We start from the raw sequence: 25,175 nt of genomic DNA on the forward strand, positions 1-25,175 counted from the left end.
CCATGCAAACCCAACTCTCCCCTGAATACCAGAACCGAGCCGACGGCCGTGCGGCCGAAGCCATCCTGCGCAAGTGTGTGCACTGCGGTTTCTGCACCGCCACCTGCCCGACCTACCAGCTGTTGGGCGACGAACTCGATGGTCCGCGCGGACGCATCTATTTGATGAAGCAGGTGCTAGAGGGCGCTGCGCCCACGCGCAAAACGCAGATGCACCTGGACCGGTGCCTTACCTGCCGAAACTGCGAAACCACTTGCCCCAGTGGTGTCGACTACGGTCACCTGATCGACATCGGCCGCAAGATCGTAGATGAAAAAGTGCCAAGGCCGGCGACGGAGAAAGCCGTGCGCTGGCTGCTCAAGGAAGGCCTGCCGTCACCGCTTTTTGGTCCGGCCATGAAGATGGGGCAACTCATTCGCCCGCTGATGCCCGACGTGCTCAAGAACAAGGTGCCCGCCAAACAAAACCCGGGGGCCTGGCCCACGCAGATCCATGCGCGCAAGGTGCTGATGCTGGCCGGTTGCGTGCAGCCGAGCATGATGCCCAATATCAACAGCGCCACCGCCCGCGTGCTGGACGCTGCGGGCATCCAGACTGTGATCGCGCCCAAGGCCGGCTGTTGCGGCGCGGTGAAATTCCACCTGAACGACCAGGACGGCGGCAAGGCGGAAATGCGCGCCAACATCGACGCCTGGTGGGCCCACGTTGAGAGCGGGGTCGAAGCCATCGTGATGAACGCCTCGGGCTGCGGCGTCACTATCAAGGAGTACGGCCACATCCTGGCCGACGACCCAGTCTACGCGACCAAGGCCGCGCGCATCAGCGAACTCACCCAGGATCTGAGCGAACTGCTGCCAGCCTTGGTGCCGGTGCTCAAGCCGAAGTTCGCGAAAGCGCCCGACGCCAGCAAGGTGGTGGGCTTTCACCCGCCTTGCACGCTGCAACACGGCCAGCAGCTCAAAGGGGGCGTCGAGCAGCACCTAAGCGCTTTGGGCTTCACCGTCATGGTGGCGCAGAACGAAGCACACTTGTGCTGCGGCTCGGCTGGCACTTATTCGGTGCTCAACCCCAAACTGTCCTACCAGCTGCGCGACCGCAAGCTTGGCCATTTGACCGAACTGAAGCCCGCAGTCATCACTAGCGCCAACATCGGCTGCATCACCCACTTGCAAAGCGGCACACAGACGCCGGTGCGTCATTGGGTCGAGGTGCTGGACGACGCGCTTTCATGATGAACCCCCCGTGCCGCCTGCGGCGTCACCCCCTAGGGGGCGATGCGAGTGGCCCGGCAAAGCCGGTTCCGTCGCATCCTGAACGAAGATCCCTCGCGCCGGAAGTGCCGTTCTCTCAGGGAACCGCGGAACCGCCTTGGCCGGGCCGCCACTGCCGCCCCCTGGGTGGTGACGGCAAAGCCGGCGCGGGGGGGACATGATTGCTGCTCTCGCCACCTTGCTTGTTTTCCAGTTGCTGGGCGAAGCGCTGGTGTTTGTCTCGGGCGCGCCGGTGCCTGGGCCGGTGGTGGGGCTGGCCTTGTTGCTGTTCACGCTGGTGCTGCGGCCCACGTTGGTGACGGGCCTCAAACCCACCGCCCAGACCCTGTTGCAACACCTCTCGCTGCTGTTCGTGCCGGCTGGCGTGGGCGTGATGCTGCATTTGCAGCGCCTGGGCGATGAGGCGCTGGCTATCGGGGTGGCGCTGGTGGTCAGCACCTGGGTCGGGCTGGCGAGTGCGGCGCTCACCATGGCCTGGCTGATCAAGCGCGTGCAAGCCTCCAAGGACAAAGCATGACGCCGGGGCTGCCGCTTGCGCTCAACGAGGTGTGGGTCTATCTCTCAGCGACCCCGCTGCTGGGCCTGACCGCCACGCTGCTGGTTTACCATGGCGCCTTCCTGATTTACCAGCGCAGCGGTTTTCATCCTTTGGCCAACCCGGTGGCCATGTCGGTGATCGCGCTGGGCACGCTGCTCTGGGCCACCGGTACGCCTTACGCTACCTATTTCGAAGGCGCGCAGTTCGTGCACTTTTTGCTCGGCCCTGCCACGGTGGCGCTGGCCGTGCCCCTGTTCGAACAGCTCGACCGTTTGAAGCGGTTGTGGCTACCGATGTTCGGCGCGTTGGTGGTCGGTACCCTGGCCGCGACCGCCAGCGCGATCGCGATCGGCTGGGCACTGGGCGCTTCCCGGGCCACGCTCGCCTCGCTGGCGCCCAAGTCGGTCACCACGCCGGTGGCCATGGGCATTGCCGAGAAGATTGGTGGCCTGCCTTCGCTCACCGCGGTGCTGGTGGTGAGCACCGGCATCGTGGGCGCGGCCAGCGCACGTTTCCTGTTCGACGCCTTGCGCATCCACGACCCCATGGTGCGCGGATTTGCCCTCGGTACCGCTGCACACGGCATCGGTACCGCCCGCGCGTTTCAGGTGAGTGAAGAGGCCGGCGCTTTTGCCGGCCTGGCGATGGGGCTGTGCGCCCTTTTCAGCGCGGTGGCGCTGCCGCTGGTGGCGGGTGTGCTGCTGCGCTGGGTTTAGATACCCCCCCGCGCGGGCTGCACCGTCACCCCCCCAGGGGGCGGTTACCCCAGCGCCTCTTCGATGTCCTTGGCGAGTTTCTCAGGCGCGTCCTGTGGCGCGTAGCGCTTGATCACGCGGCCGTCCTTGCCAACCAGGAACTTGGTGAAGTTCCACTTGATGGCCTTGCTGCCCAGCAGGCCAGGGGCTTCTGCGCTGAGCCACTGGTAAAGCGGGTGGGCTTCGGCGCCGTTGACGTCGACCTTGCTCATCATCGGAAAGCTCACTCCGTAATTGCGCTGGCAAAAGGTAGCTATTTCGGCGTTGCTACCGGGATCCTGGCGGCCAAACTGGTTGCACGGGAAACCGAGCACCACAAGGCCACGGTGGCCGTAGGTCTGGTGCAGTTTCTCCAGGCCACCGAACTGCGGCGTGAAGCCGCAGGCGCTCGCGGTGTTGACGATCAACAGCGGTTTGCCGCGGTATTGGTCCAGGCGGACCGGCTGGCCGCCAATGGACTGGGCTTCGAAATCGTAGAGGCTGGACATGGGCGAACTCCTGCGGTGATCGAGTGACGTGACAAAGGATTGTGGCTTGCCGTCTAAGCGCTTGTGCGATCTGTGGCGTTTGTGCGTTTTATGGCTCATTTCTGCGGATCGACTAGGAACCAGAAAGGGCATACTGGCTCCGGTAACCCATTTTTAGACAGCAGCGGGGGCGCTTGATGCGTGGTTCTTACACAGTGGCCTTGGTGGGCTTCGCGCAAAGCGAGGCGTCGACCTTCGAGTCGTTTTTTCGGCTTGCAGCGCGCCGCCCGCCCGGCTATCGGGTGCAGGACGAGGTGATCGATGCGCAGATCCTGATCGTCAACGCTGATAACCCGCAGGCCTTGCACTTGGTGCGGCATGCCGACCTGCCCGGGCGGGTGCTGCTGGTGGGCAACAGCGACGGTGGCACCGGCTGGCCGCTGCAGCGAAAGCCGGTCAAGCTGGTGGCGGTGCTGGCTGAGCTCGATGGCATCGTAGGCGGCAAACCGGCTGCATTGCCCGTGGCCACATCCTCTCTCCGGCCCGCGGCCGCGACCCAACACGACCCTCCCGTGCAGCCGCGTCAAGGAGGCGACCGCTCTTTTGCCCAGACCGAGCCCTATCAGAGTCGGCAGACACCGCTCCTCAAGCCCACCATGGCGCCACGTCGGCGCGCCAAAGACACAGAATTCCCGCCCACCCGGCCTATGACACACGGCGAGGCGGTCGCAGCTCGGATGACCGAGCCCGCCGCACCGCAGGCCCCGGTGCGCGCGGCGGCGCCCGCGCAGCGCCCGGGTGTCATGGGTGTCACGGACTTTGGTGGTCTGGAAGATTTGCCGCTGCCCGCCTCCAGGCTGAACCGCAGCCCAAGCGACTCGGCGCAGGAGAGATCTCCGCCCAGTCTCAGCAAGGCGCCAGCGGTGCCCGAAGTGCAGCGCGGCGAGGTGCTGCTGGTGGCCGAGAGTCTGGTCGAAGGCCGTATCCTGCTCAAGCGCTTCAAGAAATACAACCTGAATGTCGACTGGTCACGCGAAGCGACCCAGGCGGTGGTGATGCTCAAGGCCCATCCCTACCGGCTGGTGGTGGTTGACCGGCTCAGCGGCGAGCCCGATGCCTTCCAGGTCTGCCGCACCGCCAAGCAGCAAAAGCAGCTCGGCAAGCCGCCCGTGGTGATCATGTTTGCTGCCATCGCAGGCAGCATGGACCGCATGAAGGCTGGACTGGCCGGCAGCGATGCCTACCTCTCGCGGTCGGTGGCTGAGTCCGACCTCTACAAGGTGCTTGCCCAGCACCGGCTGGTCAATCTCGACGGCTTCCAGAAGACGTCAGTGGATTTCTAGTCTGCCCCCGCGCCGGCTTCGCCGTCACCGCCCAAGGGGCCGGCACTGGCGGCCTGGCAAAGTCGGTTCCGCGGTGCCCTAGAACAACTTGCCCTCTGGCGCGAGCCTTCTTCAACCCAGGATGCGGTGGAACCGGCTTTGCCGGGCCACTCGCATCGCCGGCTGGGGGGTGACGCCGCAGGCGGCAGGGGGTACCCATTCACCCGTGAAGATCGTCGCGCCGTGCGATCTCAAGCAGGCGATCCAGCTCGTGCGGGTGTTCGCGCTGGTTGTGGCGGTGCCAAAGCGCGATCAGGCCCATGAAGCCGGCCACCACCAGGCCGAAAAGGGTAATGGCGACAAAAGCCGAGACGCCGGCGGCGGTGGAAAAGCTGTAGAGCGCGCCCAGGCTCAGGATACAGGCCTGCTCGTTGAAGTTCTGCACCGCGATGGAGCGGCCCGCGCCCATGAGGTTGTGGCCGCGATGTTGCAATAAGGCGTTCATGGGCACCACCAGGAAGCCGCCCAGCCCGCCCAGCAGCACCAGGAAGGGGGCCGCCACCCAAACGTTGTCGATGAAGTTCATCGCGATCACCAGCACGCCCATGGCGATGCCCAGTGGCATCACCCGCGTCGCCTGGTCCAGCCTCATGCGCATCGACGCCACCACCGCGCCCACTGCGGTGCCCAACGCTACCACGCCCACCAGCGCGGAGGCCTGAGAGGTGGAGTAGCCCAGCGCTGCGCCAGCCCAGGCCAGGACGATGTAGCGCAGATTGCCCGACACACCCCAGAACAGTGTTGTGGTGGCCAGTGAAATCTGGCCCAGGCGGTCGCGCCACAGGCGCTGGTTGCAGCGCCAGAAATCTGGCAGCAGCGCCAGCGGGTTGGTGGGCATGGGGCGTGGGGTCACGCCGGTGAGCGGAATGCGGGTGTTGAACCAGGCCGCCAGCGCGTACACCACCACCAGCACCGCAATCGCCGCCTCGGGCGGGGTATTCACCCCGGTTTGCATGAACGGCAGGTCCAGCGCCAGCAGGCGGTTGGACAAGTAGGGTGCAATCAGCTGGCCACCAAGCAACACGCCCAGGATGATGGAGGCAATCGTCAGCCCTTCGATCCAGCCGTTGGCCTTGACCAGCTGCGATGGCGGTAGCAGCTCGGTGAGGATGCCGTACTTGGCCGGCGAGTAGGCCGCAGCGCCCAGGCCAACCAGCGTGTAGGCCAGCAGCGGGTGCACGCCCCAGAGCATCATCAGGCAGCCGACCACCTTGATGGCGTTGCTGATGAACATGACTTGGCCCTTGGGTCGGGCGTCGGCAAATGCGCCCACAAAGGGCGCCAAGGCCACATAAAACAACGCAAACAGCGGCACCAAGGCCGCGGCCTGCCAGTTGGGTGCACCCTGGGTGCGCAGCAATTCGATGGCCACCACAAACAACGCGTTGTCAGCCAGCGAGCTGAAAAACTGCGCCGTCATGATGGTGTAGAAGCCGCGCTTCATGAGAATGAATGGTGTGCCGAAGCTGCCCGGGCGCGGAGCCGGGCGCGGGGAATTTGTGCGAAAGTTCGGCGGGTGTCTCCAACGATGCCGGGTTATAGCACGCGCCCCTGATGCGGCTGCTGATGACCCCAGCGCCTGCCGCCTGTCTCGCATCACCTCATTTCTGGTCTGCCCATGCCCCGTCCCATCCTCGCCACCATCCATATCGACGCCTTGCGACACAACCTGAGCCAGGCGCGCTTGCGTGCGCCCGACGCCAAGTTGTGGGCAGTAATCAAGGCCAACGCCTATGGCCACGGCATCGAGCGTTGTTTCGAGGGTCTGCGCAGCGCCGATGGCCTGGCTATGCTCGACTTCGACGAAGCGCAGCGCGTGCGCGCCCTGGACTGGCGCGGCCCCGTGCTGCTGCTCGAGGGCGCATTCGAGCCGCGCGACCTGGAACTCTGTTCGCGCTTGCACCTCTGGCACACCGTGCACTGCAGCGAACAGATCGACTGGCTGGCGGCCCACAAGACCCAGCAGGCACACCGGATCTTCCTCAAGCTCAACAGCGGCATGAACCGGCTCGGGTTCACCCCTATGGCGTTTCGGGCCGCCTGGGCGCGGCTCAATGCGCTGCCGCAGGTGGAAGAAATCTCGCTCATGACGCACTTCAGCGACGCCGATGGCCCGCGGGGTATCGCCCACCAGGTGGAGGTGTTTGAAGCGGCCACAGCCGACTTGCCCGGTGAGCGCACCCTGTGCAACAGCGCGGCCATCCTGCGCCACGCTGGCAGCCCACTGCGAGGTGAAGGGGTGTCGACGCTGGCGGCCGACTGGGTGCGCGAGGGCATCGCTTTGTACGGCAGTGCGCCGGACCATCCCGAGCACACCGCCGCCAGTTGGGATCTGCGGCCCACCATGACGCTGTCGACTCGCGTGATCGGCGTACAGTCGTTGCAGCCCGGCGATACGGTGGGCTATGGCTCCAGCTTCACCGCCGAGCGGGCGACGCGAATCGGCGTCGTTGCTTGCGGCTACGCCGATGGCTACCCGCGCCACGCACCGACCGGAACTCCAGTGCTGGTCAACGGCGTGCGCACGCGGGTGGTGGGGCGGGTGAGCATGGACATGATTACCGTCGACCTGACGCCGCTGGACGCCGCCACCGGTGTGGGCGCCGAGGTGGTGCTGTGGGGTCGCGCGGCGTCGGGCGCCGCACTGCCGGTGGACGAAGTGGCGGCTTCGGCCGGTACTATTGCCTACGAGCTGTTGTGTGCGGTGGCGCAGCGCGTGCCGTTCACGGTGGCTTGAGGCCTGCGTCCATCCAAGCCGAGCCCTCGGTGGTTGGGCCTTTGAGCGGCAGTAGCCTCGCTGGCAAGAGTGCAATCTCTAGCTTGGCTCTTGTACCCCTGGGGGTATACAGATATACTGTGGCAGGTATAGGAGATTCAACATGCTTTCCCCGTCTTGCTCACCCCTGCTGGCCGCGCTTCCCGCTGCGGCCGACCGACGCTTTGGCGCCGTGGCCTTGTCGCTGGCTCTGGCGGCAGGGCTGCTGCTGAGCGGTGCCGCGCTCGCGGCAGATGCCCCGGCACCAGCGCCTCAGGTGCCCGTCATGGACATGGGCGCGCAGGCGGTGGGCGCCGGCCTGGAGCTGGATGGCAGCCTGCAGGCGGTTCGGCAGAGCACGCTGTCTGCCCAGGCCAGTGGTCGCATTGCGCAGCTGAATGTGAAGGCGGGTGACCGGGTCAAGACCGGGCAGGTGCTCGCCGTGATTGACGACCGCGCCACGCAGGCTGGCGTGGCCCAAGCGCAGGCCGGTGTGGCCCAGGCCGATGCCCAGCTCGCCAACGCCCGTGCGAATTTCGAGCGCACACGCGACCTGAGAGCTCAGGGCTTCATCGCTCAGGCGGCGCTGGACAGCGCGCAATCGCAACTGCGCGCCGCCGAAGCTGGCCTGGCCGCTGCACGCGCCGGGCGCACGCAGTCTTCCCTGGCGCAAGGCTTCACCCGGCTGACCGCACCATATGACGGCTGGGTGCTGCAAACCCACTCCGAAGCCGGCGCACTCGCAATGCCAGGCACGCCGGTGCTCACGGTCTATGCGCCACAACCCATCCGGGCAGTGGTTTACGTGCCGGCATCACAACAAGCGGCGGCTTTGCAGGCGCGGCGGGTTGAAGTGCGCCTGCCAGGCAGCACGGCCTGGGTCCAGCCGGCGTCGGTGACCAGCCTGCCCGCTGCCGATCCGGTGTCGCAGACGGTGGAATGGCGGCTGGACCTGAGCGCTGCCGATGGCGCCAACCAGGTGCCGGGGCGCCAGGTACGCATTCGTTTCGTGGTCGACTCTGATCAACAGCGGATGGTGGTACCCGAGTCGGCGCTGCTGCGCCGCGGCGAACTCACCGCGGTGTATGTGGTGGTCTCGCGCGGTGAGGGCCAGCCCGCGGGCTTCGCTTTGCGCGCGGTGCGCACCGGTGCCAGCCACGGCGAGGCCGGGCTGGAGGTGCTGGCAGGCTTGAAGGCGGGTGACCGGGTGGCCCTGGACCCGGTGCGCGCTGGCCTGGCGGGCGCACAGCCCGCGGCCGGGAAGTGAGAGGTCGGCCATGAGCGACTCCTCCCACACCCCGCTACCAGACACGGTACCTGAGAAACTGGGCTTCTCTGGCTCGGTCGCGCGCGCCTTCCAGGCCAACGCCATCACCCCCTTGCTCGCCTTGGTGGCGCTGCTGCTTGGCCTGTTCGCCGTGATGGTGACGCCGCGCGAAGAAGAGCCGCAGATCAACGTGACCATGGCCAATGTGCTGATCCCTTTTCCCGGGGCATCGAGCGCGGACGTGGAAAAGATGGTGGCTGCACCCGCCGAGCATGTGCTGTCGCAGATCCAGGGCATTGAACACACCTACTCGGTGTCGCGCCCTGGCGTGGCGGTGTTGACGGTTCAATTCCAGGTGGGGGTGCCCCGCACCGACGCGCTGGTGCGGCTGTACGACGTGCTCAACGCCAACCAGGACTGGTTGCCCCAGGGCCTGGGCGTGCTCACCCCCATCGTCAAACCCAAGGGCATCGACGATGTGCCGGTGCTGGCCGCGACCCTGTGGACGAAGGATGCTGCCAGTGCCTACGACCTGGAGCGGGTAGCGAACTCGGTGGAGAGCGAGCTCAAGCGCGTGCCTGGCACGCGCGAGGTGGTCACCATCGGCGGCCCCGGCCGCGCGGTGCATGTGTGGCTGGAGCCCAACCGGCTGCGCGAGCGAGGTGTCAGCGTGCAGGCGTTGCACGGCGCTATCGCCGCAGCGAATCAAGCCATGCCTTCGGGCTCGGTCGCCAACCCGGCGGCGGCACCCGGCGAGCCCGGCATGCTCAGCGTGCAGACCGGCGAGTTCCTGCAGAACGCGCAGGACGTGGGCGACATCGTGGTCGGTGTGAGCCAGGGCCGGCCGATCTATCTGCGCGAGGTGGCGCGGGTGGAAGCCGGCGCGCAATTGCCGCAACGCTACGTGTGGTTCACGCCCGGCGCGGCCGATGCTGAACACGCGGACCAACAAGGCCACAACCACCCGGCCGTGACCATCACCGTGACCAAGAAGCCGGGCGAGAACGCGGTCGATGTCGCCGCCGGTGTGCGCGAGCGGCTGACCCTGCTGCAGAACACGGTGATTCCAGACGAGGTGCAGGTGTCGATCACCCGCGACTACGGTCAGACCGCGGCCGACAAGGCCAACAAGCTGATCCAGAAACTGATTTTTGCCACGGGCAGCGTGATCATCCTGGTGGGCCTGGCGCTGGGTCGGCGTGAAGCGATCATCGTGGGTGCAGCGGTGATCCTCACGCTCACGGCCACGCTGTTCGCGTCCTGGGCCTGGGGTTTCACGCTCAACCGGGTCTCGCTGTTTGCCCTTATCTTCTCCATCGGCATCCTGGTGGATGACGCCATCGTCGTGGTGGAAAACATCCACCGCCACCGCCAGCTCACACCCGATGTGCCCTTGTCGGTGATCATTCCGCGCGCGGTCGATGAAGTGGGTGGTCCGACCATCCTGGCCACGTTCACCGTGATCGCCGCGCTGCTGCCGATGGCGTTCGTGACCGGTCTGATGGGGCCGTACATGAGCCCCATCCCCATCAACGCCAGCATGGGCATGGCAATTTCGCTGGCGATCGCGTTCACCGTCACGCCTTGGCTCGCGCTCAAATTGACCAAGACCGGCGAGGGCCACGCCGCACACGGCCCGAGCAAAGTCACGAGCGCGTTGCAGGATTTCTTCACCCGCGTGCTCACGCCCTTGCTGGCCAGTGCCAAGAAGCGCTGGCTGCTGCTGGCCGGCATCCTGGTCGCCTTGCTGCTGTCGGTCGGTCTGGCCGGGGTGCAGTGGGTGGTGCTCAAGATGCTGCCGTTCGACAACAAGAGCGAATACCAGGTGGTGCTCGACATGCCGGCGGGCACGCCGCTGGAGGACACGGCCGCCGCGCTGCAGGACATGACCGCTTGGCTCGCCCGCCAGCCCGAGGTGGCCAACGTGCAGGGCTATGCGGGCACCGCCAGTCCGATCACCTTCAATGGCCTGGTTCGCCAGTACTACCTGCGCGCCGATGCCGAGAGCGGTGACCTGCAAATCAACCTGGTCGATTCCCACCACCGCAGCGAAAAAAGCCACGCCATTGCGCAGCGCCACCGGCCAGAGCTGGAGCGCATCGCCGCGGTGCATGGTGCGCGCGTCAAGGTGGTGGAGGTGCCCCCGGGTCCACCCGTGATGTCGCCCATCGTGGCCGAGGTCTACGGCCCTGACCAGACCGGTCGCGCACAACTCGCGTTGCGCGTGGCGCAGGCCTACCGCGACACGCCCGATATCGTGGGTGTGGACACCACACTCAAGGAAAACGCACCCCGCGCCTTTCTTCGCATCCAGCGCCAGCGCGCCGAGTCGCTCGGCATTCCGGTGCAGGTGATCGCGCAAACCGTGAACGCGGCGCTCTCGGGAGCCGACGCCGCCTTCCTGCACGACGGACAGGCCAAGTTCGCCGTGCCAGTTCGCTTGCAGCTGCCGCTGGACAAACAGGTGGGTCTCGACAGCCTGCTGGCGCTGCCACTGAAGGCGGCCAACGGCGCCATGGTGCCGCTGTCTGAGCTGGTGACGGTGGAGCGTGGCGTGATCGACCAGCCGCGCTACACCAAGAACCTGCTGCCGGTGACCTACGTCATGGGGGACATGGCGGGCCAGCTCGATTCGCCGCTGTACGGCCTGTTCGGCATCCGAACCCGCATGGACGCCGCCGCGCTGCCCAACGCCGGCGAGCTGGGTGAATACTGGATCAGCCAACCCAAAGACCCCTACCGGCAGTACGCGGTGAAATGGGATGGCGAGTGGCAGATCACCTACGAGACTTTCCGCGACATGGGCGCGGCCTATGGTGTCGGCCTGATCCTGATCTACCTGCTGGTGGTGGCGCAGTTCAGAAGCTATGTCACGCCGCTCATCATCATGGCGCCGATTCCGCTCACCCTGATCGGCGTCATGCCCGGGCACGCGCTGCTGCACTCACAGTTCACCGCCACCTCCATGATCGGCATGATCGCCCTGGCCGGCATCATCGTGCGCAACTCCATCCTGCTGGTTGACTTCATCGAGCTGGAGACCCAGCGCGGCGTGCCGTTTGCGCAGGCGGTGGTGCAGTCGGCGGCGGTGCGCGCGCAACCGATCGCGCTGACCGGTCTGGCCGCGATGATGGGCGCCTTTTTCATTCTGGACGACCCGATCTTCAACGGTCTCGCGATCTCGCTGATCTTCGGCATCGCGGTGTCCACCCTGCTCACCCTGGTGGTGATTCCGGTCCTGTATTTCGCGGTCTACCGCAAGCACCACGAGGTCGCACCGGCCTGATCCTTTTCCCTCTGAGTTGTACTTTTTTCAAGGAGTCTGAAATGAACGTCGAACGTTACATCCGCATCATGGCCGGTCTTGTGGTCATGCTTTCCCTGGCCGTGGGCTACCACGGCAGCCCGATCTTCGTGAGCGAGTGGTTCCTGGCGCTGACCGCATTTGCAGGCTTCAACCTGTTCCAGTCGGGTATCACTGGCTTCTGTCCACCCGCCGGCCTGCTCAAGAAGCTGGGCGTGCCTGAGGGCGGCGGCGCCTGCTCCACCGGCAAGGCCCGCTGACCGGATTCCCCGCCCACTTTTCCAAAGTCAGCCATGTCCAGTCCGACCCCATTGAAATTCCTGATGCCCGGCTGGTTTTCGGTGGTCATGGGTCTGTGTGGCCTGAGCCTGGCCTGGCATCGGGCGCAGGCCTTGCTCGGTGACATGGCCGATGGGGTGGCGCTGGTGACAGCAGGCCTCGCGGCGTTGGTGTTCACCGTGTTGCTGGTGGCCTCGGTGCTGCGCGCCGCGCGCTACCCCGCTGCGTTGGCCGAAGACCTGCGCCACCCGGTGCGCCACGCCTTCGTGGCGGCGTTTCCCGTGTCGGTGCTGCTGCTAGCGGCGGTGGGTGTCGTGCTGTCCGGGCCAAATCCGATGTGGAACGGCCTGTGGTGGCTGGGCGCACTGACCCAGCTCTGGGCCACGGTCTGGGTGCTGGGGCGCTGGCTGGCGCCGGTGACGCCGGGGCAAGGCCCGGGCAACACCGGCCTGTGGCCAGCGGTCACGCCGATCCTGCTGATTCCGGTGGTGGGTAATGTGGTGGTGCCGCTGGCCGGCTTGCCGCTGGGGCACGAGGCCTGGTCGGCTGCGCAATTGGGTATCGGCGCCTTCTTCTGGCCCATCGTGCTGGCGCTGGTGCTGGTGCGCCGCCTGGCCCACAGCCCGGTGCCCGATCGCATCTTGCCGGCCTGGTTCATCACCCTGGCGCCGCCAGCGGTGATCGGCATCGTGCTCGCGCAGTGGCAGGCTCCGCTGCCGCTGGTGCTCGCGCTCTGGGGCGTGGCGCTGTTCACCTTGTTGTGGCTGCTGCCCATGCTGCGCCGCATCGCCAGTCAGCCGTTTGGCCTGGCGTTCTGGGCGCTGTCGTTCCCACTGGCTGCTCTGAGCACGCTCACCCTCAGGCTGGCCGAGTTGCAGCCGGGCAGCGGGGCCTGGCAGACCGCGGGTGTGGTCCTGCTGGCCATTACCTCCATCGTTGTGCTGTGGCTGGGTTTTGCCACCGTGCGCGGCCTGCGCGACGGCAGCCTGCTGGCGCCAGAGCCGCTGGCCAACATCCAGCCCGTGGCAGCATGAAACAAGCGCCCTTGTCCCGGCCCGAACCCACCAGCGCGGCGGGTTTGCCCGTCGAACGCAAGGCCGATCTGCTGCACCGGCTGCGCCGCGCCGAAGGACAGGTGCGCGGGCTGCAGCGGTTGCTGGAAGAGGGGGCTGACTGTGCCCGCATCGCGCAGCAGTTGCTGGCCACGCGCCATGCGCTGGACAGCACCTATGTGCGGCTCAACCTGTCGGTGGCCGAACAGGAGCTGGCGCAGCCCGGTGACGTTGCGCCCTCAGTGGGCGAGGTGCTGGACCGGCTGCAGACCCGCTTGGGCAAATCGCGCTAGACACTCGGCCCCAGCGTTGCGCAGCGGCTATCTGCCCCGGTTCAGCCCCGCGGCAGATCGGCTTCAGCGCCCTGGCGAGCACTCGGCAAAGCCGTAGCGTTCGCAGAAGGGACTGCCCAGCAGCGGCAGCCAGGTTGGCACCTGGTGGAACTCGCGCGCAATGGTGGTCAGCACCGTGTCGCGATAGGGCTGGAAGCGAAAGCCTGTGCCGTCCACCGCGTAGAAGCGCACGCCTTCGATCTCGATCACCTGGCTGCTGACGCGCTCGAAGTAGGGTGCGAAGTCAGCCAGGTCGGGCGGGTTGTAGTCGAAGATGCGCAGGGACTGGCCGTCGAAGTCGCGGAAATTCACCTGCTGATCGTCCTGGCGCGCGTGGTGGCGCCCGACGCCAAACACGGGCACATACTGTTGGTGGTGGAATGCCAGCATGGCCGCCGGGTTGTAGGTGCGTGCCATCAGCGTGGCGCCAGCTGGCATGTCGCGTTGCAAGGCTTCAACCAGCACGGGCGTTTCGCGTAGAAACACGGCGCGGTCGTGAAGCCGGGTGGGTTGCCACCACGACAGCGGCGCCCAGGCCACCGCGGCCACGATCAACAGATGAGGGGCCGAGAGCAGCAGGGTTCCGTTCAGCGAGCGGCGTAAGCTGCGCGCATCGAGGAACAGCGCGGCCCAGGCCACGAATAGCGGTACAAAGCCCAGCACCCAGTGCAGGCCGATGGTGCGGCGCAAGCTGATGACCGCGAACAACAGGATGGGAAACAGCCACAGCACGGCCAGCGCCCGCCGTGTGGCTGGAGCCACCCCATCGGCCCGGGGCGCGCGCCCCGCTTGCCACAGCAGCCAAGGCGTGAACAGGTAGCCCACCATGGCCACGTAGGTGAGTGGTGTCTGCAGGTTCCAGTGACCGCCTTCGTTGCGATTGAACACGTTGAACATCACATTGGTCCAGCCATGTGTGGCGTTGAAGGCGACGTTGACGGCGATTGCCGGCAGGGCGGCGGCGAACATCAGCAGCGGCGCCCACCAGCGATCGCGCCGCCAACCCAGGATGTGCACTGCGTAGGCCATGCCCAGCAACACCGCAAAGTATTTCGAGAGGAAGGCCAGACCGACGAAACCTCCGGCCAGCGTGTACCAGCCCGCTCCGCGATCCGGACAGGCATTGGCCCGCACATAGCACCAGGCCGATACCGCCATGAACAGCAGCAGCAGCGTGTCGGTCGTGACCAGCACGAACATCCAGGACCAGGGCAGGGCCAGGTAGACCGCGCCGGCCATCCAGGCGCTGGCCTCGCGCTCAGCCGGCAGGATGCGCATCAGCGCATCGACCAGCCCCAGCGCGATCACGCTGGTGACCAGCACGGTGACACTGCGCAGGATGATCGGCTGATCGCTAATGCCATGCAGCACCGCCAGCAGCCAGCCCACCATGGGCGGGTGGTCCGAATACCCCCATGCCGGGCGCACGCCCCATTGGTAAAAAAACGCCTCGTCGCCCGTGATGGGGAAACCCGCCGCGATCACGATCTTGAGCAGCAGCGTGCCCGCGAAGATGAGCCAGAACAGCCGCCTGGACGCGGCGATGGAGAAATCAGGAGGCTTCATGACGGATCAAATGGAGAAAACAAGGCAGCTTGAACTGCGCATCGTGCCCGGCGCGAAGTGCTCCGATCCAGGGCACCTCGGAACTGGCTCCACCAGGCCGCCAGTGCCGCGTCCTTGAGCGAGTGACGCCGCAGGCGGCGCTGCGGTGGGTCAACTGTCCAGCGCCAACAGGCTGACACCGATGACGATCAGCGTGCACGCTGCCACCCGCAGCCAGGAAAACGGCTCGCCCAGCCAGACCACGCCCACGCCCAGCGTGACCACAAAGCCCAGGCTCACCAACGGATAGGCCACGCTCACGTCCAGCCGCGACAGCACCCATAGCCAGAGCACCGCACTTGCACCGTACAGCAGCAGACCCAGCCAGACCAGTGGGCTGGACAGCGCGTGGCCGTAGGTGGTGCCGAGATCACCGCCCGGGGGCGCCGACATGCCGCGCTTCATCGCGATCTGCGCCGCCGAAGACAGCAGCACACAGAACAGGGCCAAGCCCAGCGCCACCGATTTCATATATCCACCCCATTGATGGCCAGCAGGCCAATGCCTGCCATCAGCAGCACCGTGAGCCAGCTGAAGCGGTCGCGCAGCGCGAACTGCAGCGGGTCTTCGCCATGAAGCTCGCGCCGCCCGGTCTTGAGCCAGATGCGCATGATCCACAGCAGCAGCAGCGGCGTGGCGGCCCAGAGCCATTCAGGTTGGGCGTACTGTTCGCGGCCATGCTGGCTGTCGATGTAGAGTGTGAGCACCATCACCGCCAGAAAGCCGCTGGCCATGCCCATGGCGCGAAGCGAGGCGAGGTCGCGCGCCTGGTAGCCCCGACCTGGCGCCGGCTTCGCGGCCTCATCCTCGAGCTCTTCGAGCTCGGCGCATCGTTTGACCAAGGCCAGGCTCAGGAACAAGAACATTGAGATGCCAAGCAGCCAGTTGGACAGCGTGACCTGGGCCGCTAACGCACCAGCACCCACGCGCAAGGTGTAGAGCGAAGCCAGCACCAAAACATCCACCAGCGGCAGGCGTTTGAGCCGCAGTGAATAGGTCAGCGTGATCAGGGTGTAGAGCAGCAGCATGGCGGCAAAGCCACCCGAGACGGCGTACCCAACGCCATAGGCCGACGCCATCATCGCCAGCCCCAACAGCACCGCCGTGGGGATGGCGATGACGCCCGAGGCCAGCGGGCGTAGGCGCTTGAGCCGGTGTACCCGGTCGCTGGGCAGATCGAGCAGGTCGTTGAACAGGTAGGTGGCCGAGGCGCAGAGGCCAAACGCCACAAAGGCTAGCGCGACGTCGAACCAGGCCTCTGGATTCAGCGAATGCGCCGCCAGCAGCGGCACGAACAGTAGCGCGTTTTTGGCCCATTGTTTGAGCCGGATCGCGCGCAACACGGTGCCCAGGGTCAGCGGCTGGCGTTCAAAGACGCGCGCATCGGGGTGTTGCTGCTGCAGCCGGTTGAGCACGGCGCCGGGCGTGTTCACCGCCACCGCCTGCGCGCTGCCCTGCCAGACCGCGAGGTCATCCTTGCTGTTGCCCGCATAAGCCCATTGCCGGTGGCCACCCGCCTGGGCGTGTGCCTGGATGGCGTCGCGCTTGTGGCCGCGGCTGAGGTTGGGACCACCCTCGGTGCCCAGTGCGTCGTCGAACAGCTGCAGGTGGGCGGCGACCTCGCGCACGATGCGGGCGTCGGCCGCGCTGGCCAGCACCAGCGATCGGCCGCGAGCGTGTTCATCGCGCAGGTATTGCACGAAGCGCTCGTCGTAAGGCAAGCGCGCCGGATCGGGCCGCACCACGCCCGCGAGGCGCTGCTTGAAGCCCGCCTTGCCGAGCAGCAACCAGCCCACCAGGCGCAGCAGGTTGAGCGGGCTGCGCCGGATGTACAGCATCACCGACTCGTACAGCGTGTCGCTCAACGTGAGTGTGCCGTCCAGGTCCACATACAGCGGGCAGGGACGTGGCGCGACGGTGGCGAGGGGCGTGGTCAAGCGGTGAATTCGAGCGGGGTGGGGGTGAGAGGATTCTAGGGTGCCGGCCATCATCGCAGCTTCGCCATTGCGCCCGCCGTCCGAAGCGTACGGCCCCCTGGACCCATTGCTGATCTTTGCCCTGCTGTCTATGGCCGCATTTGCGGTTGGCGCGCTCAACGTCTTCACCGGTGGTGGCAGCTCCCTGAGCTTTACCGCCCATGTGTTTGTCGGTGTGCCGCCAAACGTGGCCAACGCCACCAGCGCCCTGCTGGGGAGCCCAGGTTACCTAGGCAGCACGCTGGGTTTCAAACCCGAGCTACGCGCGTTGCCTCAGCGCCGTCTGGTGCGCGAAATACCCATTTGTGCCATCGGTGACTTGGTTGCGCTGGGGCGTGATTGGGGTCGGCCTGGTGATGACCGCCCTGTTCTTCGCCCGCAGCTGCTGAGGCCGACACACTTTCAAGCCGATGGCTGCGTTGTTTGGCCTTGCCGTGCCGGCGCACTGTCTGCGGCCCTCGCCTTGCGAAATCGAATCGGCCTGAAGTCCTCAACCAGCGACCAGCGCGCCTGCCTTCATGCGGTCACGCGCCAGGGCTTCGCGGGTCGCCCAGCGGCGGAAGAAGATGGTGACCACGCTGCTGCTGAGCACGATGAACAGCGAGTACAGCACCGGGATCAACAGCACCTCTTGCTGGATGGTGGTGGAGATGCTGAGCGTGACGATCAGCACCGCCAGCGGCCCGTTCTGGATGCCGGTCTCCAGCGCAATCGTGCGGCTGCGGTTGTTGTCCTGGCGCAGCAGGCGCGCCATCGCATAACCCAGCGCCATGCCGATCAGACCTAGGCCGATGGCCGCGAAGTACACCGGCCAGGCCGTCTCAGCCAGCAGCTGGTGGTTGCGAGGCACCCAGGTCGCGACCAGGAAGACGATGACCACAATGCCCATGAAGCCGCCCAGCAGCTCGATGGTGGCGCCGATGTTGGGATTGAGCTTGCGCAGCACCATGCCCAGCACGGTGGGCACCAGCAGCACCACCAGCACCTGCGCCACGTTGGACGCCGGTATCTTGAACTCGCTCGACAGACCGGCCAGCGAGGAATAGAACTCCAGCAGCAGCGGCACCATGACCAGCGCGGTGAGCGTGCAGACCGTGGTCATCAGGATCGACAGGGCGAGCACGCCCTTGCTGAAGTAGCTGAAGATGTTGGAGGTGGTGCCGCCCGGCATGCAGGCCATGAGGATCAGGCCCACGGTCAGGCCGGGCGACAGGTCCAGTGCCATGGCCAGCGCAAAGCCCAGCAGCGGCATGATGCCGAACTGGCACAGCATGCCGACCAGCACGCCCTTGGGCTTGCGAAAGGCGATGAGGAAGTCGCGCCAGGTGAGGGAGGCGCCCATGCCCAGCATGATGACCATCATCATGATGCCCAGCAGGCGGGTTTCGAATTCGGTGATCATGGTGTTGGTCTCTTCGTGTTGTTCTGGAATTAGGCCTTGGCCTTCGCTTCGGTCTGTACTTCTGCCTTGAGCGTCTTGCGCAGCACCTTGCCGATCGGACTCTTGGGCAGTTCGTCGCGCAGCACCACCAGGCGCGGCACCTTGTAAGCGGTGAGCTGCTGTCGACAATGGGCGATCACCTGCTCGGTCGTGAGTTGAGCGGCGTGGTCCGGGTGCGGCACGACATAGGCGCGCACCGCCTCGCCGGTCTTGTCATCCGGCACGCCGATGACCGCCACCTCTAGCACCATGTCCAGCTGCGCGATGGTGTCTTCGACTTCGTTGGGATACACGTTGAAGCCGGAGACCAGCACCAGGTCTTTCTTGCGGTCGACGATGCGCAGAAAGCCGTCGGGCTCCATCACCGCCACGTCGCCGGTGGCCAGCCAGCCATCGTTCAACACACCCGTGGTCTCGGCTTCGTTGTTCCAGTAGCCCCGCATCACCTGCGGGCCGCGCACACAGATCTCACCGGGTTCGCCCGGCGCCACCGCCATGCCGTCCTCGCCCATCAGGCGCAGCTCGGTGCCTGGCGCAGGGATGCCGATGCTGCCCAGCCGCGGTGTGCCACGCAGCGGGTTGAAGCTGACCACAGGCGAGGTTTCGGTCAGACCGTAGCCTTCGGCGATCGGCGTGCGCGTGACCTCGGCCCAGCGCTGAGCCACCGCGCTGTGCAAGGCGGTACCACCGGCAATCGAGGCCTTGAGCTTGCTCGGAGGGTAGGCTGTGAACCACTCTTCGTTCAGCAGGCCGTTGAACAGGGTGTTGACCCCTGTCATCCAGGTGATGGGGAAGTTTTCCACGGCGCGCTGCAGGTTCTGTACCGGCCGCGGGCTGGGCACCAGCACGTTGTGTGCGCCTATGGACAGGAAGCCCAGCAGGTTGGCCGTGAAGGCGAAGATGTGATACAGCGGGAGCGCTGTGAGCACGCACTCGTGGCCAGTCTCCATGTGGGTGGCGCCCATGGCCAGCATCTGGTTGACGTTGTTGAGCAGGTTGCCGTGGCTGAGCATGGCGCCCTTGCTCACGCCCGTGGTACCGCCCGTGTACTGCAGGGCGGCCAGGCTTTCGTGCGAGAGGCTCTTCCAGTAGGCCTTGGCCGGTTGCGCCGCCAGCGTGGCACAGCCTTGCGCCAGCGCTTGCGACAGCCGCACGTGCGGCACCGTCACTGGTGGCAGCACCTTGCTCCAGACTTTTTGCACGCCGCGGATCACCGTACCCGGCACGGCGGGGAAAAACTCGCTCACCCGGGCCAATACCACGTGCTCAATACTGCTGCGCTTGAGCACGTCTGGCAGCTTGTCGGCGAACATGTCCATGACCACCAGGGTGCGTGCGCCGGCGTCGTTGAACTGATGAACCATCTCGCTCTCGGTGTAGAGCGGATTGGTGTTGACTAGCACGCAGCCGGCCTTGAGCACACCAAACGCCACTACCGGGTAGGCCAGGCAGTTGGGCATTTGTACCGCCACCCGGTCACCGGCCTGCAGCTTCAGCGTCTGGCGCAGGTAGCCGGCGAAGGCGTCGGATAGGTCGTTGACCTGCGCAAAGCTTAGGCGCCCATTCATGCCGTTGGGCATGACGCAACTGAAGGCCGGGTGCTTGAGTCTCTTGGCGGCCTGCTCGGCGGCAAAGTGGGTGCAGCGCTCCTGCACCAGCTCGGCGAGCGAGGCATGGGCTGGGGCCGGCAGCTCGGGCGAGATGCCGACGCTGTTGTAGGTGGAGGCCCACGGCCGGTGCGCGGTGTCGAACGGGATGTCGTTTTTCATGGTCTTCCTCGGGGTGGCGTTGTTGTGGTGATCGCTGAACAAGTGGCCAGGGTCAGGCCGGCAATTGAGCACAGGCGGTCTGCGCGAGTGTGGTGACCAGTTGAGGCAGCAACATGGCGCTGGTCATCACGCGACGCCGGAGGCGCCCGCCACGGCCAGCATCGCCATCAATCTGAGCGGCTTCAGGCCGGATGGGTCTCTGGTCAGGCTCACCAGATCGGCGACGCTCAAACGCAGGTCCGCCGGCACAGAAGCGCCGGCGGACCTGTCGTTGGGCTGGGTGTCATCGCGCAAGGTCTGCGCCAGCGCTCGGGTCATGCAGGCACGCGTTTTAAGGTGCCCGGCCGGGAGAAGCTGCTCAGAAGAAAATGCCCGGCTACCGCGGCCGCCAGCATCAGAAACAGCACCACGCCCCAGACCACCCACATCAGCGGGATCAGCCAGCTCACCAGACTGCCCAGCGTCGGGCCGCTCTGGCCCAGCCAGCCCATCACCTGCACCCAGGCGGTTTGCAGACCCTGGATCCAGACTGGGTCGATCCACAGCGCCATCCAGGCCGGCACCGGCCACTGCCCCACGTTGTTGATGACATCACCAGCCTGGCCAGAGGCCATGGTCGTGGCCAGCCAGCCGGTGAGCTCGGCCGACACCAGTACGGTCCCGGTCCACAACGCCGCGAGAAGGGTGAAGACAATCCAGAGGGCGATTTTCATGAGGTTTTCCAGAGACAGCGATGGCTAATTGAAGGCACGATCAGATCGCCAGCCGATCCATTTGGTTGGTGGTCTGGAGCGGGTTGATGGTGCTTGGCCAGGCGCGCGCCATGTCGTCTAGAAGTGCAGTCTCGCCGTCGGCCAGGTGGCTGTCGCACAGCATCACCGCTTCGCACAGGGCGCGCACCTCAGCGCCCAGCGCCGGGTCTTGCACCTCGGCAAACAGGCGGCGCCGTGTGTTGCTGTCGATCGCGGCAGAGCCTGTCCACTCACCGTGCGAGGCCAGCAGCAGGTCTTCGCAGAATTGATCCATGACCAGCTTGAAGGACTCGGGTGCGAGGCCCAGGCGCGCCGGCGCACGGAGGCGGTCCAGGGTACGGATTTCGGCGGTGGCGTAGTGACCGTCGGCGACCAGGGCCATGGCCACCAGTCGGGCGGCGGCTTCGGGGCTGTCGGTGGGATAGCTGCGCATCGTTGACTCCTGGGAGTGGGGTGGTATCGGGGTCGTGGTGGGACTGGCTGTTACTCGTCGCCACCCATGCCGAGCAAGCTCAGCAGGCTGGTGAACAGGTTGAACACCGAGACGTACAGGCCCACGGTAGCCAGCACGTAGTTGGTCTCGCCGCCGCTGACGATGCGGCTGGTCTCGAACAGGATCAGGCCCACCGACAGCAGCGCCACCAGCCCCGAGACGGCCAGCGCCAGCGCAGGCATCTGGAAGAAGAACGCGGCCAGCATCAGCATCAGCGCGACCACGATCCCTGCAAACAGGAAGCCACCCATGAAGCTGAAGTCGCGGCGCGTGGTCAGCACATAGGCAGACAGCGACACGAAGGTCGCACCAGTGGCCCCCAATGCGGTCACGATGGTTTGCGCGCCGCCCGGCAGGGCCAGGGTATGGCTGAGCATCGGGCCCAGGGTGTAGCCCATGAAGCCGGTCAGTGCAAACACCGCGGGCAGCGCCCAGCCGCTGTTCTGCAGCTTGTGCACCGCGAACAACAGACCAAAGAAGCCGACCAGCGTGAGCACCAGCCCGGGTGCGGGCCACTGGAAGGCCACACCGGCGGCCGCCACGCCGGCGCTGAACAGCAGCGTGAGCGAGAGCAGGGCGTAGGTGTTGCGCAGGACGCGCGTGACTTCCGGGCGTTCGGTGGCCAGAGAGTCGCCACCGTTGCCGGGCAGGCGCTGGTCGCGGGGCAGGGCGATGACGCGGGGGTTGTCGTTCATGGTGGGCTCCGAAGAAGGGGTGACAGAAAAGATCAGAGGGTCGGGGTGGCCGTGAACGCTCGCAGCGGCTGGCGAGCGGGCCGGCGTTGCTTCTGCCACAGCCGGACCAGGGCGTGCGCGGCTCGCTTGAGGGCCGCGTCCAGCGCCTGCGTGGCGTGGCGGCGAGTGGCGTGCACCACCACCGTGCCCAGGCCGTCGGTGGTCAGGTGGACCTGGCATCGTTGGTCGACTCCGCCGCGTGGGCCGTTCACGTCTTCCAGCCGCACCTGCGCCTGCAGCAATTCGCTGCGCAGGCGGCGCATCACGAAGCGCAACCGGCGCTCAGCGACAGCGCGCCACTGGGCGATCTCGGCAGAGGCTTGCGGCCCGCGGGGGGATTCGATCAGGATTTGCATGGGGTAACTCCTTGTGAGACAACGGGGGCGGCACCGGGCGGGTAAATGCAACGATAGGCCTCTCAAGAATCCCGTGAAAGCAGATAATCAAAGAACCTTCATCCCGTAAAAGTGGAATATGAACCAGGAACTCAACTACAAGCACCTGTATTACTTCTGGGTCACTGCGAAAGAGGGCGGCATGTCGCACGCCGCCGCCCGTCTGGGCATGGCGGTGCAGACGGTGAGCGCGCAGGTGCGCCTGCTCGAGCAGTCGCTGGGCCATGCGCTGTTCAAGCCGGCGGGCCGCGGCCTTGCGCTGACCGAAGCCGGGCAGGCGGCCCTGCAGGTGGCCGAGCAGATCTTCCACCTGGGTGAACATCTGCACACCGCTGTGCGCGACGCCACCAGCCAGACCGGCGTGCGCCTGGTGGTGGGTATTTCCGATGGTCTGGCCAAGCTGGCGGTGCGCGACCTGCTGGCGCCAGCGCTGGCCGAGCCGCGGCTTCGGCTGGTGTGCCACGAAGACGACTTTGAAGACCTGCTCGCCGACCTGGCCCTGCACCGGCTCGACGTGGTGCTGTCCGACCGCCCGGCGCCCGCCAACCCCAACCTCAAGCTGTACAGCCACGCGCTGGGCTCGTCGCCTCTGGGCTGGTACGCGCCCAAGGCGCTGCTGGCCGAGGTCCGGCTCGATTTTCCGCACAGCCTGGCGCGCGTGCCAGTGCTGCTGCCGAGTGCGCAGGCCTCGGTGCGGCTGTCGATTGACCAGTGGTTTGAGCAGCATGGCGTGTTGCCCAACCTGGTGGGCGAATTCGAAGACAGCGCGCTGCTCGCCACCTTCGGCTCCTCGGGCATGGGGGTGTTTCCCGCTTCGGAGCGCATGCGCGAAAAGCTCTCGCAAGGTTATGGCCTGCGCTGGGTCGCGCCGTGTGAGGGAGTGCAGGAGCACTACTACGCCATCGGCACGGCGCGCAAGGTGCAGCACCCGCTGGTGCAAAGTCTGCTGAAAACCGCGCCGGCTTGACCCGCATGGCCACCTCTGACATCTGCACACCCGCGGCAGAGATGCCGTGGCCGGTGCTCAGCCCGTTTCGCATGCGACCAGGCCTGGCCCGGCTGGATGCGGCAACGGCCCCACTGCTGTTTCTGCGCGATGCACTGGCGCCGGTCTACGCGGCCCACAAGCGGGCAGCGCTGCGGGATCAACGGGCCATCGCTCAAGTCGGCGCAGCCGATCCGGCAGTTCTCGCCGCGATTGCCGACGCTTATGCGGCACAAACCGGCGTGCGGCTGTCGCCCGATGCCGATGCGCTGGCGCTGGACATGCAGGAAGACTTCGTCATCCTGCATGACGAACCGGGAGAGGCCGGCCCCGATCTGCGCACCCGCTTTCTCTCGGTGTGTTTTCCATCCAACTGGTCGCCGGCTGAAAAGCTGGGCCTGGACTTCAGCGCGATCCACGCGCCAGTGGCCGACAACGCACTGCTGCAGGCCGGCTCGCGCGGCATCGTCGATCTGGCCTTGCGCCAGACGCCCATGCTGCGGCATGTGTGGCTGCTCACACCCAGCGCAGACCTGGCGCAACACCCTCAGACCCGCCGTTTGCGCTGGGACGACGCGCTGCGGCAGGCCGACACAAGTGGCTGTCGCCTGATCGATCAGGTGTTTTTCCGTGTGGAGCGCCAGACGACGCTGCCGCTGCCCCAGCTACAGCGCGCGGTGTTCCTGATCCGGGTGGTGGTGGCGCCGCTGACCAAGGTCTTGGACCACCACCCCTCGCGTTGCGCCGAACTGCACAGCGCACTGGCCAGCATGAGCCCTGCTGTGGTGGCGTACCGAGGCATGGCCGCGGTACTTGAGCGGCTGCAGTCTGAGCTATCGCCTTTGAGCGGGCGTCTTGCGGCGGATTGATCCGCGTCAGGAAACACACCGAGGGACCAGCCTACAGTGGCCTTTGGATGCCGCAAGCGCCACCCTATCTGCGAGGCCAGCGGACTTCAGGAGATCTGCTGCCATGTTCAATGACCGCGAAGATGCTGCTCTTCAGCTTGCCGATCAGCTGGCGGGTTTGCGCGGAAAACAGCCGCTCATCCTCGCGATCCCGCGCGGCGCTGTGCCCATGGGCAAGGTGTTGGCGGACTCGCTTGGCGGCGACCTGGACGTGGTGCTGGTGCGCAAGCTGGGCGCGCCGCGGTCGGACGAGGTGGCGATCGGCTCGGTGGACGAAAGTGGCTGGACCTACTTGGCGCCTCACGCTGCGCTGCTGGGTGCTGATGCGGCCTATATCGCGGCAGAGAAGCGCCGCCAGCTGGAAGCCATCCGAACCCGGCGGGCGCGCTATTCGCCTGTGCGGCCGCCTTTGGACCCGACAGGGCGCACCGTGATCGTTGTGGACGATGGGCTGGCCACGGGTGCGACCATGATTGCCGCCTTGCACAGCCTGCGCGAGCGACATCCGACGAGGCTGATCTGCGCTGTGCCGGTGGCGTCGCGCGATGCACTGGACAGGGTCCGGCCCTTGGCCGACGAGGTGGTGTGCTTGCTGGCGCCGGAGGACTTCCAGGCGGTCGGCCAGTACTACCGGCGTTTCCCGCAGGTGGAAGACGACGAGGTCATGGGGCTGTTGCAAGCTCCCTGAGCGAGGCGGGCCCTTCCGGCAAGGGAC

At 66.2% G+C, this 25,175-nt stretch carries 25 protein-coding genes; 13 read left to right on the forward strand and 12 right to left on the reverse strand.

Annotated features, from left to right (window positions below):
• Window positions 1-2 precede the first annotated feature (2 nt).
• The 3 genes from glcF (at window position 3) to GPT34_RS07985 (ending at window position 2,525) form a co-directional block, all read left to right on the forward strand.
• Window positions 3-1,232, forward strand: coding sequence for a glycolate oxidase subunit GlcF (glcF, locus tag GPT34_RS07975; protein ID WP_291010826.1), 1,230 nt, complete (start codon window positions 3-5; stop codon window positions 1,230-1,232).
• Between the two features lie 196 nt (window positions 1,233-1,428).
• Window positions 1,429-1,788 carry a CidA/LrgA family protein gene (locus GPT34_RS07980; RefSeq protein ID WP_291010828.1) on the forward strand — a complete coding sequence of 120 codons (360 nt, stop codon included), beginning with the start codon at window positions 1,429-1,431 and terminating at the stop codon, window positions 1,786-1,788.
• Window positions 1,785-2,525, forward strand: coding sequence for an LrgB family protein (locus GPT34_RS07985; RefSeq protein WP_291010830.1), 741 nt, complete (start codon window positions 1,785-1,787; stop codon window positions 2,523-2,525). The genes GPT34_RS07980 and GPT34_RS07985 overlap by 4 nt, the downstream gene beginning before the upstream one ends.
• A 44-nt stretch (window positions 2,526-2,569) precedes the next feature.
• On the opposite strand, the gene GPT34_RS07990 is transcribed toward GPT34_RS07985, so the two are convergent.
• Window positions 2,570-3,052: a glutathione peroxidase gene (locus tag GPT34_RS07990; RefSeq protein ID WP_291010832.1), complete on the reverse strand. Its 483-nt coding sequence runs from the start codon at window positions 3,050-3,052 to the stop codon at window positions 2,570-2,572.
• 176 nt (window positions 3,053-3,228) lie between these two features.
• Here GPT34_RS07990 and GPT34_RS07995 point away from each other — a divergent pair, with 176 nt between their 5' ends.
• Window positions 3,229-4,374, forward strand: coding sequence for a hypothetical protein (locus GPT34_RS07995; RefSeq protein WP_291010834.1), 1,146 nt, complete (start codon window positions 3,229-3,231; stop codon window positions 4,372-4,374).
• Window positions 4,375-4,573: 199 nt separating this feature from the next.
• Here GPT34_RS07995 and lplT read toward each other — a convergent pair whose 3' ends face one another.
• Complete coding sequence (lplT, locus tag GPT34_RS08000) at window positions 4,574-5,857, reverse strand: lysophospholipid transporter LplT (protein ID WP_291010836.1); 1,284 nt, start codon at window positions 5,855-5,857, stop codon at window positions 4,574-4,576.
• A gap of 174 nt (window positions 5,858-6,031) precedes the next feature.
• Here lplT and alr point away from each other — a divergent pair, with 174 nt between their 5' ends.
• The 6 genes from alr (at window position 6,032) to GPT34_RS08030 (ending at window position 13,363) form a co-directional block, all read left to right on the forward strand.
• A complete protein-coding gene (alr, locus tag GPT34_RS08005; protein WP_291010838.1) occupies window positions 6,032-7,150 on the forward strand; it encodes an alanine racemase in 1,119 nt (372 codons plus the stop codon).
• 142 nt (window positions 7,151-7,292) lie between these two features.
• Complete coding sequence (locus tag GPT34_RS08010; RefSeq protein WP_291010840.1) at window positions 7,293-8,435, forward strand: efflux RND transporter periplasmic adaptor subunit; 1,143 nt, start codon at window positions 7,293-7,295, stop codon at window positions 8,433-8,435.
• Between the two features lie 10 nt (window positions 8,436-8,445).
• Entirely contained in the window at window positions 8,446-11,721 is a 3,276-nt protein-coding gene (locus tag GPT34_RS08015; RefSeq protein WP_291010842.1) for an efflux RND transporter permease subunit, read from the forward strand.
• A gap of 41 nt (window positions 11,722-11,762) precedes the next feature.
• Entirely contained in the window at window positions 11,763-11,999 is a 237-nt protein-coding gene (locus GPT34_RS08020) for a DUF2892 domain-containing protein (protein WP_291010844.1), read from the forward strand.
• A gap of 33 nt (window positions 12,000-12,032) precedes the next feature.
• Window positions 12,033-13,052, forward strand: a complete 1,020-nt coding sequence (locus GPT34_RS08025; protein ID WP_291010846.1) for an SLAC1 anion channel family protein — start codon at window positions 12,033-12,035, stop codon at window positions 13,050-13,052.
• Entirely contained in the window at window positions 13,049-13,363 is a 315-nt protein-coding gene (locus tag GPT34_RS08030; protein WP_291010848.1) for a metal-sensing transcriptional repressor, read from the forward strand. The genes GPT34_RS08025 and GPT34_RS08030 overlap by 4 nt, the downstream gene beginning before the upstream one ends.
• Before the next feature lie 63 nt (window positions 13,364-13,426).
• Here the strand turns inward: GPT34_RS08030 and GPT34_RS08035 are convergent, their stop codons facing one another.
• The 10 genes from GPT34_RS08035 to GPT34_RS08080 form a co-directional block, all read right to left on the reverse strand.
• Window positions 13,427-14,968, reverse strand: coding sequence for a glycosyltransferase family 39 protein (locus GPT34_RS08035; RefSeq protein WP_291010850.1), 1,542 nt, complete (start codon window positions 14,966-14,968; stop codon window positions 13,427-13,429).
• Between the two features lie 150 nt (window positions 14,969-15,118).
• Window positions 15,119-15,478, reverse strand: coding sequence for an SMR family transporter (locus GPT34_RS08040; protein WP_291010852.1), 360 nt, complete (start codon window positions 15,476-15,478; stop codon window positions 15,119-15,121).
• Complete coding sequence (locus GPT34_RS08045; RefSeq protein WP_291010854.1) at window positions 15,475-16,944, reverse strand: UbiA family prenyltransferase; 1,470 nt, start codon at window positions 16,942-16,944, stop codon at window positions 15,475-15,477. Before GPT34_RS08045 ends, GPT34_RS08040 begins: the two co-directional genes overlap by 4 nt.
• A gap of 529 nt (window positions 16,945-17,473) precedes the next feature.
• Complete coding sequence (locus tag GPT34_RS08050) at window positions 17,474-18,385, reverse strand: bile acid:sodium symporter (protein WP_291010856.1); 912 nt, start codon at window positions 18,383-18,385, stop codon at window positions 17,474-17,476.
• Between the two features lie 29 nt (window positions 18,386-18,414).
• Window positions 18,415-20,193 (reverse strand): AMP-binding protein, encoded by a 1,779-nt coding sequence (locus tag GPT34_RS08055; protein ID WP_291010858.1) that lies wholly within the window; start codon window positions 20,191-20,193, stop codon window positions 18,415-18,417.
• Window positions 20,194-20,319: 126 nt separating this feature from the next.
• Window positions 20,320-20,511 (reverse strand): hypothetical protein, encoded by a 192-nt coding sequence (locus GPT34_RS08060; RefSeq protein WP_291010860.1) that lies wholly within the window; start codon window positions 20,509-20,511, stop codon window positions 20,320-20,322.
• Window positions 20,508-20,906: a hypothetical protein gene (locus GPT34_RS08065; RefSeq protein WP_291010862.1), complete on the reverse strand. Its 399-nt coding sequence runs from the start codon at window positions 20,904-20,906 to the stop codon at window positions 20,508-20,510. Before GPT34_RS08065 ends, GPT34_RS08060 begins: the two co-directional genes overlap by 4 nt.
• A gap of 40 nt (window positions 20,907-20,946) precedes the next feature.
• The gene (locus GPT34_RS08070; protein WP_291010864.1) at window positions 20,947-21,378 is read right to left on the reverse strand and encodes a TerB family tellurite resistance protein; all 432 of its coding nucleotides are present in this window, start codon (window positions 21,376-21,378) and stop codon (window positions 20,947-20,949) included.
• 50 nt (window positions 21,379-21,428) lie between these two features.
• Window positions 21,429-22,133 carry a Bax inhibitor-1/YccA family protein gene (locus GPT34_RS08075; protein WP_291010866.1) on the reverse strand — a complete coding sequence of 235 codons (705 nt, stop codon included), beginning with the start codon at window positions 22,131-22,133 and terminating at the stop codon, window positions 21,429-21,431.
• Between the two features lie 32 nt (window positions 22,134-22,165).
• A complete protein-coding gene (locus GPT34_RS08080; RefSeq protein ID WP_291010868.1) occupies window positions 22,166-22,528 on the reverse strand; it encodes an HPF/RaiA family ribosome-associated protein in 363 nt (120 codons plus the stop codon).
• Between the two features lie 118 nt (window positions 22,529-22,646).
• Between GPT34_RS08080 and GPT34_RS08085 the strand changes: the two genes are divergently transcribed.
• The 3 genes from GPT34_RS08085 to GPT34_RS08095 all read left to right on the forward strand — a co-directional run bounded on the left by GPT34_RS08085 (window position 22,647) and on the right by GPT34_RS08095 (window position 25,148).
• Window positions 22,647-23,534 carry a LysR family transcriptional regulator gene (locus tag GPT34_RS08085; RefSeq protein WP_291010870.1) on the forward strand — a complete coding sequence of 296 codons (888 nt, stop codon included), beginning with the start codon at window positions 22,647-22,649 and terminating at the stop codon, window positions 23,532-23,534.
• Window positions 23,535-23,539: 5 nt separating this feature from the next.
• On the forward strand, window positions 23,540-24,421 hold the full coding sequence (locus GPT34_RS08090) for a heme-dependent oxidative N-demethylase subunit alpha family protein (protein WP_291010872.1): 882 nt from the start codon (window positions 23,540-23,542) through the stop codon (window positions 24,419-24,421).
• A gap of 103 nt (window positions 24,422-24,524) precedes the next feature.
• Window positions 24,525-25,148, forward strand: coding sequence for a phosphoribosyltransferase family protein (locus GPT34_RS08095; RefSeq protein ID WP_291010873.1), 624 nt, complete (start codon window positions 24,525-24,527; stop codon window positions 25,146-25,148).
• Window positions 25,149-25,175 lie beyond the last annotated feature (27 nt).

The sequence above is a fragment of the Hydrogenophaga sp. genome (genome assembly GCF_011390835.1).
Classification (GTDB): domain Bacteria; phylum Pseudomonadota; class Gammaproteobacteria; order Burkholderiales; family Burkholderiaceae_C; genus Hydrogenophaga.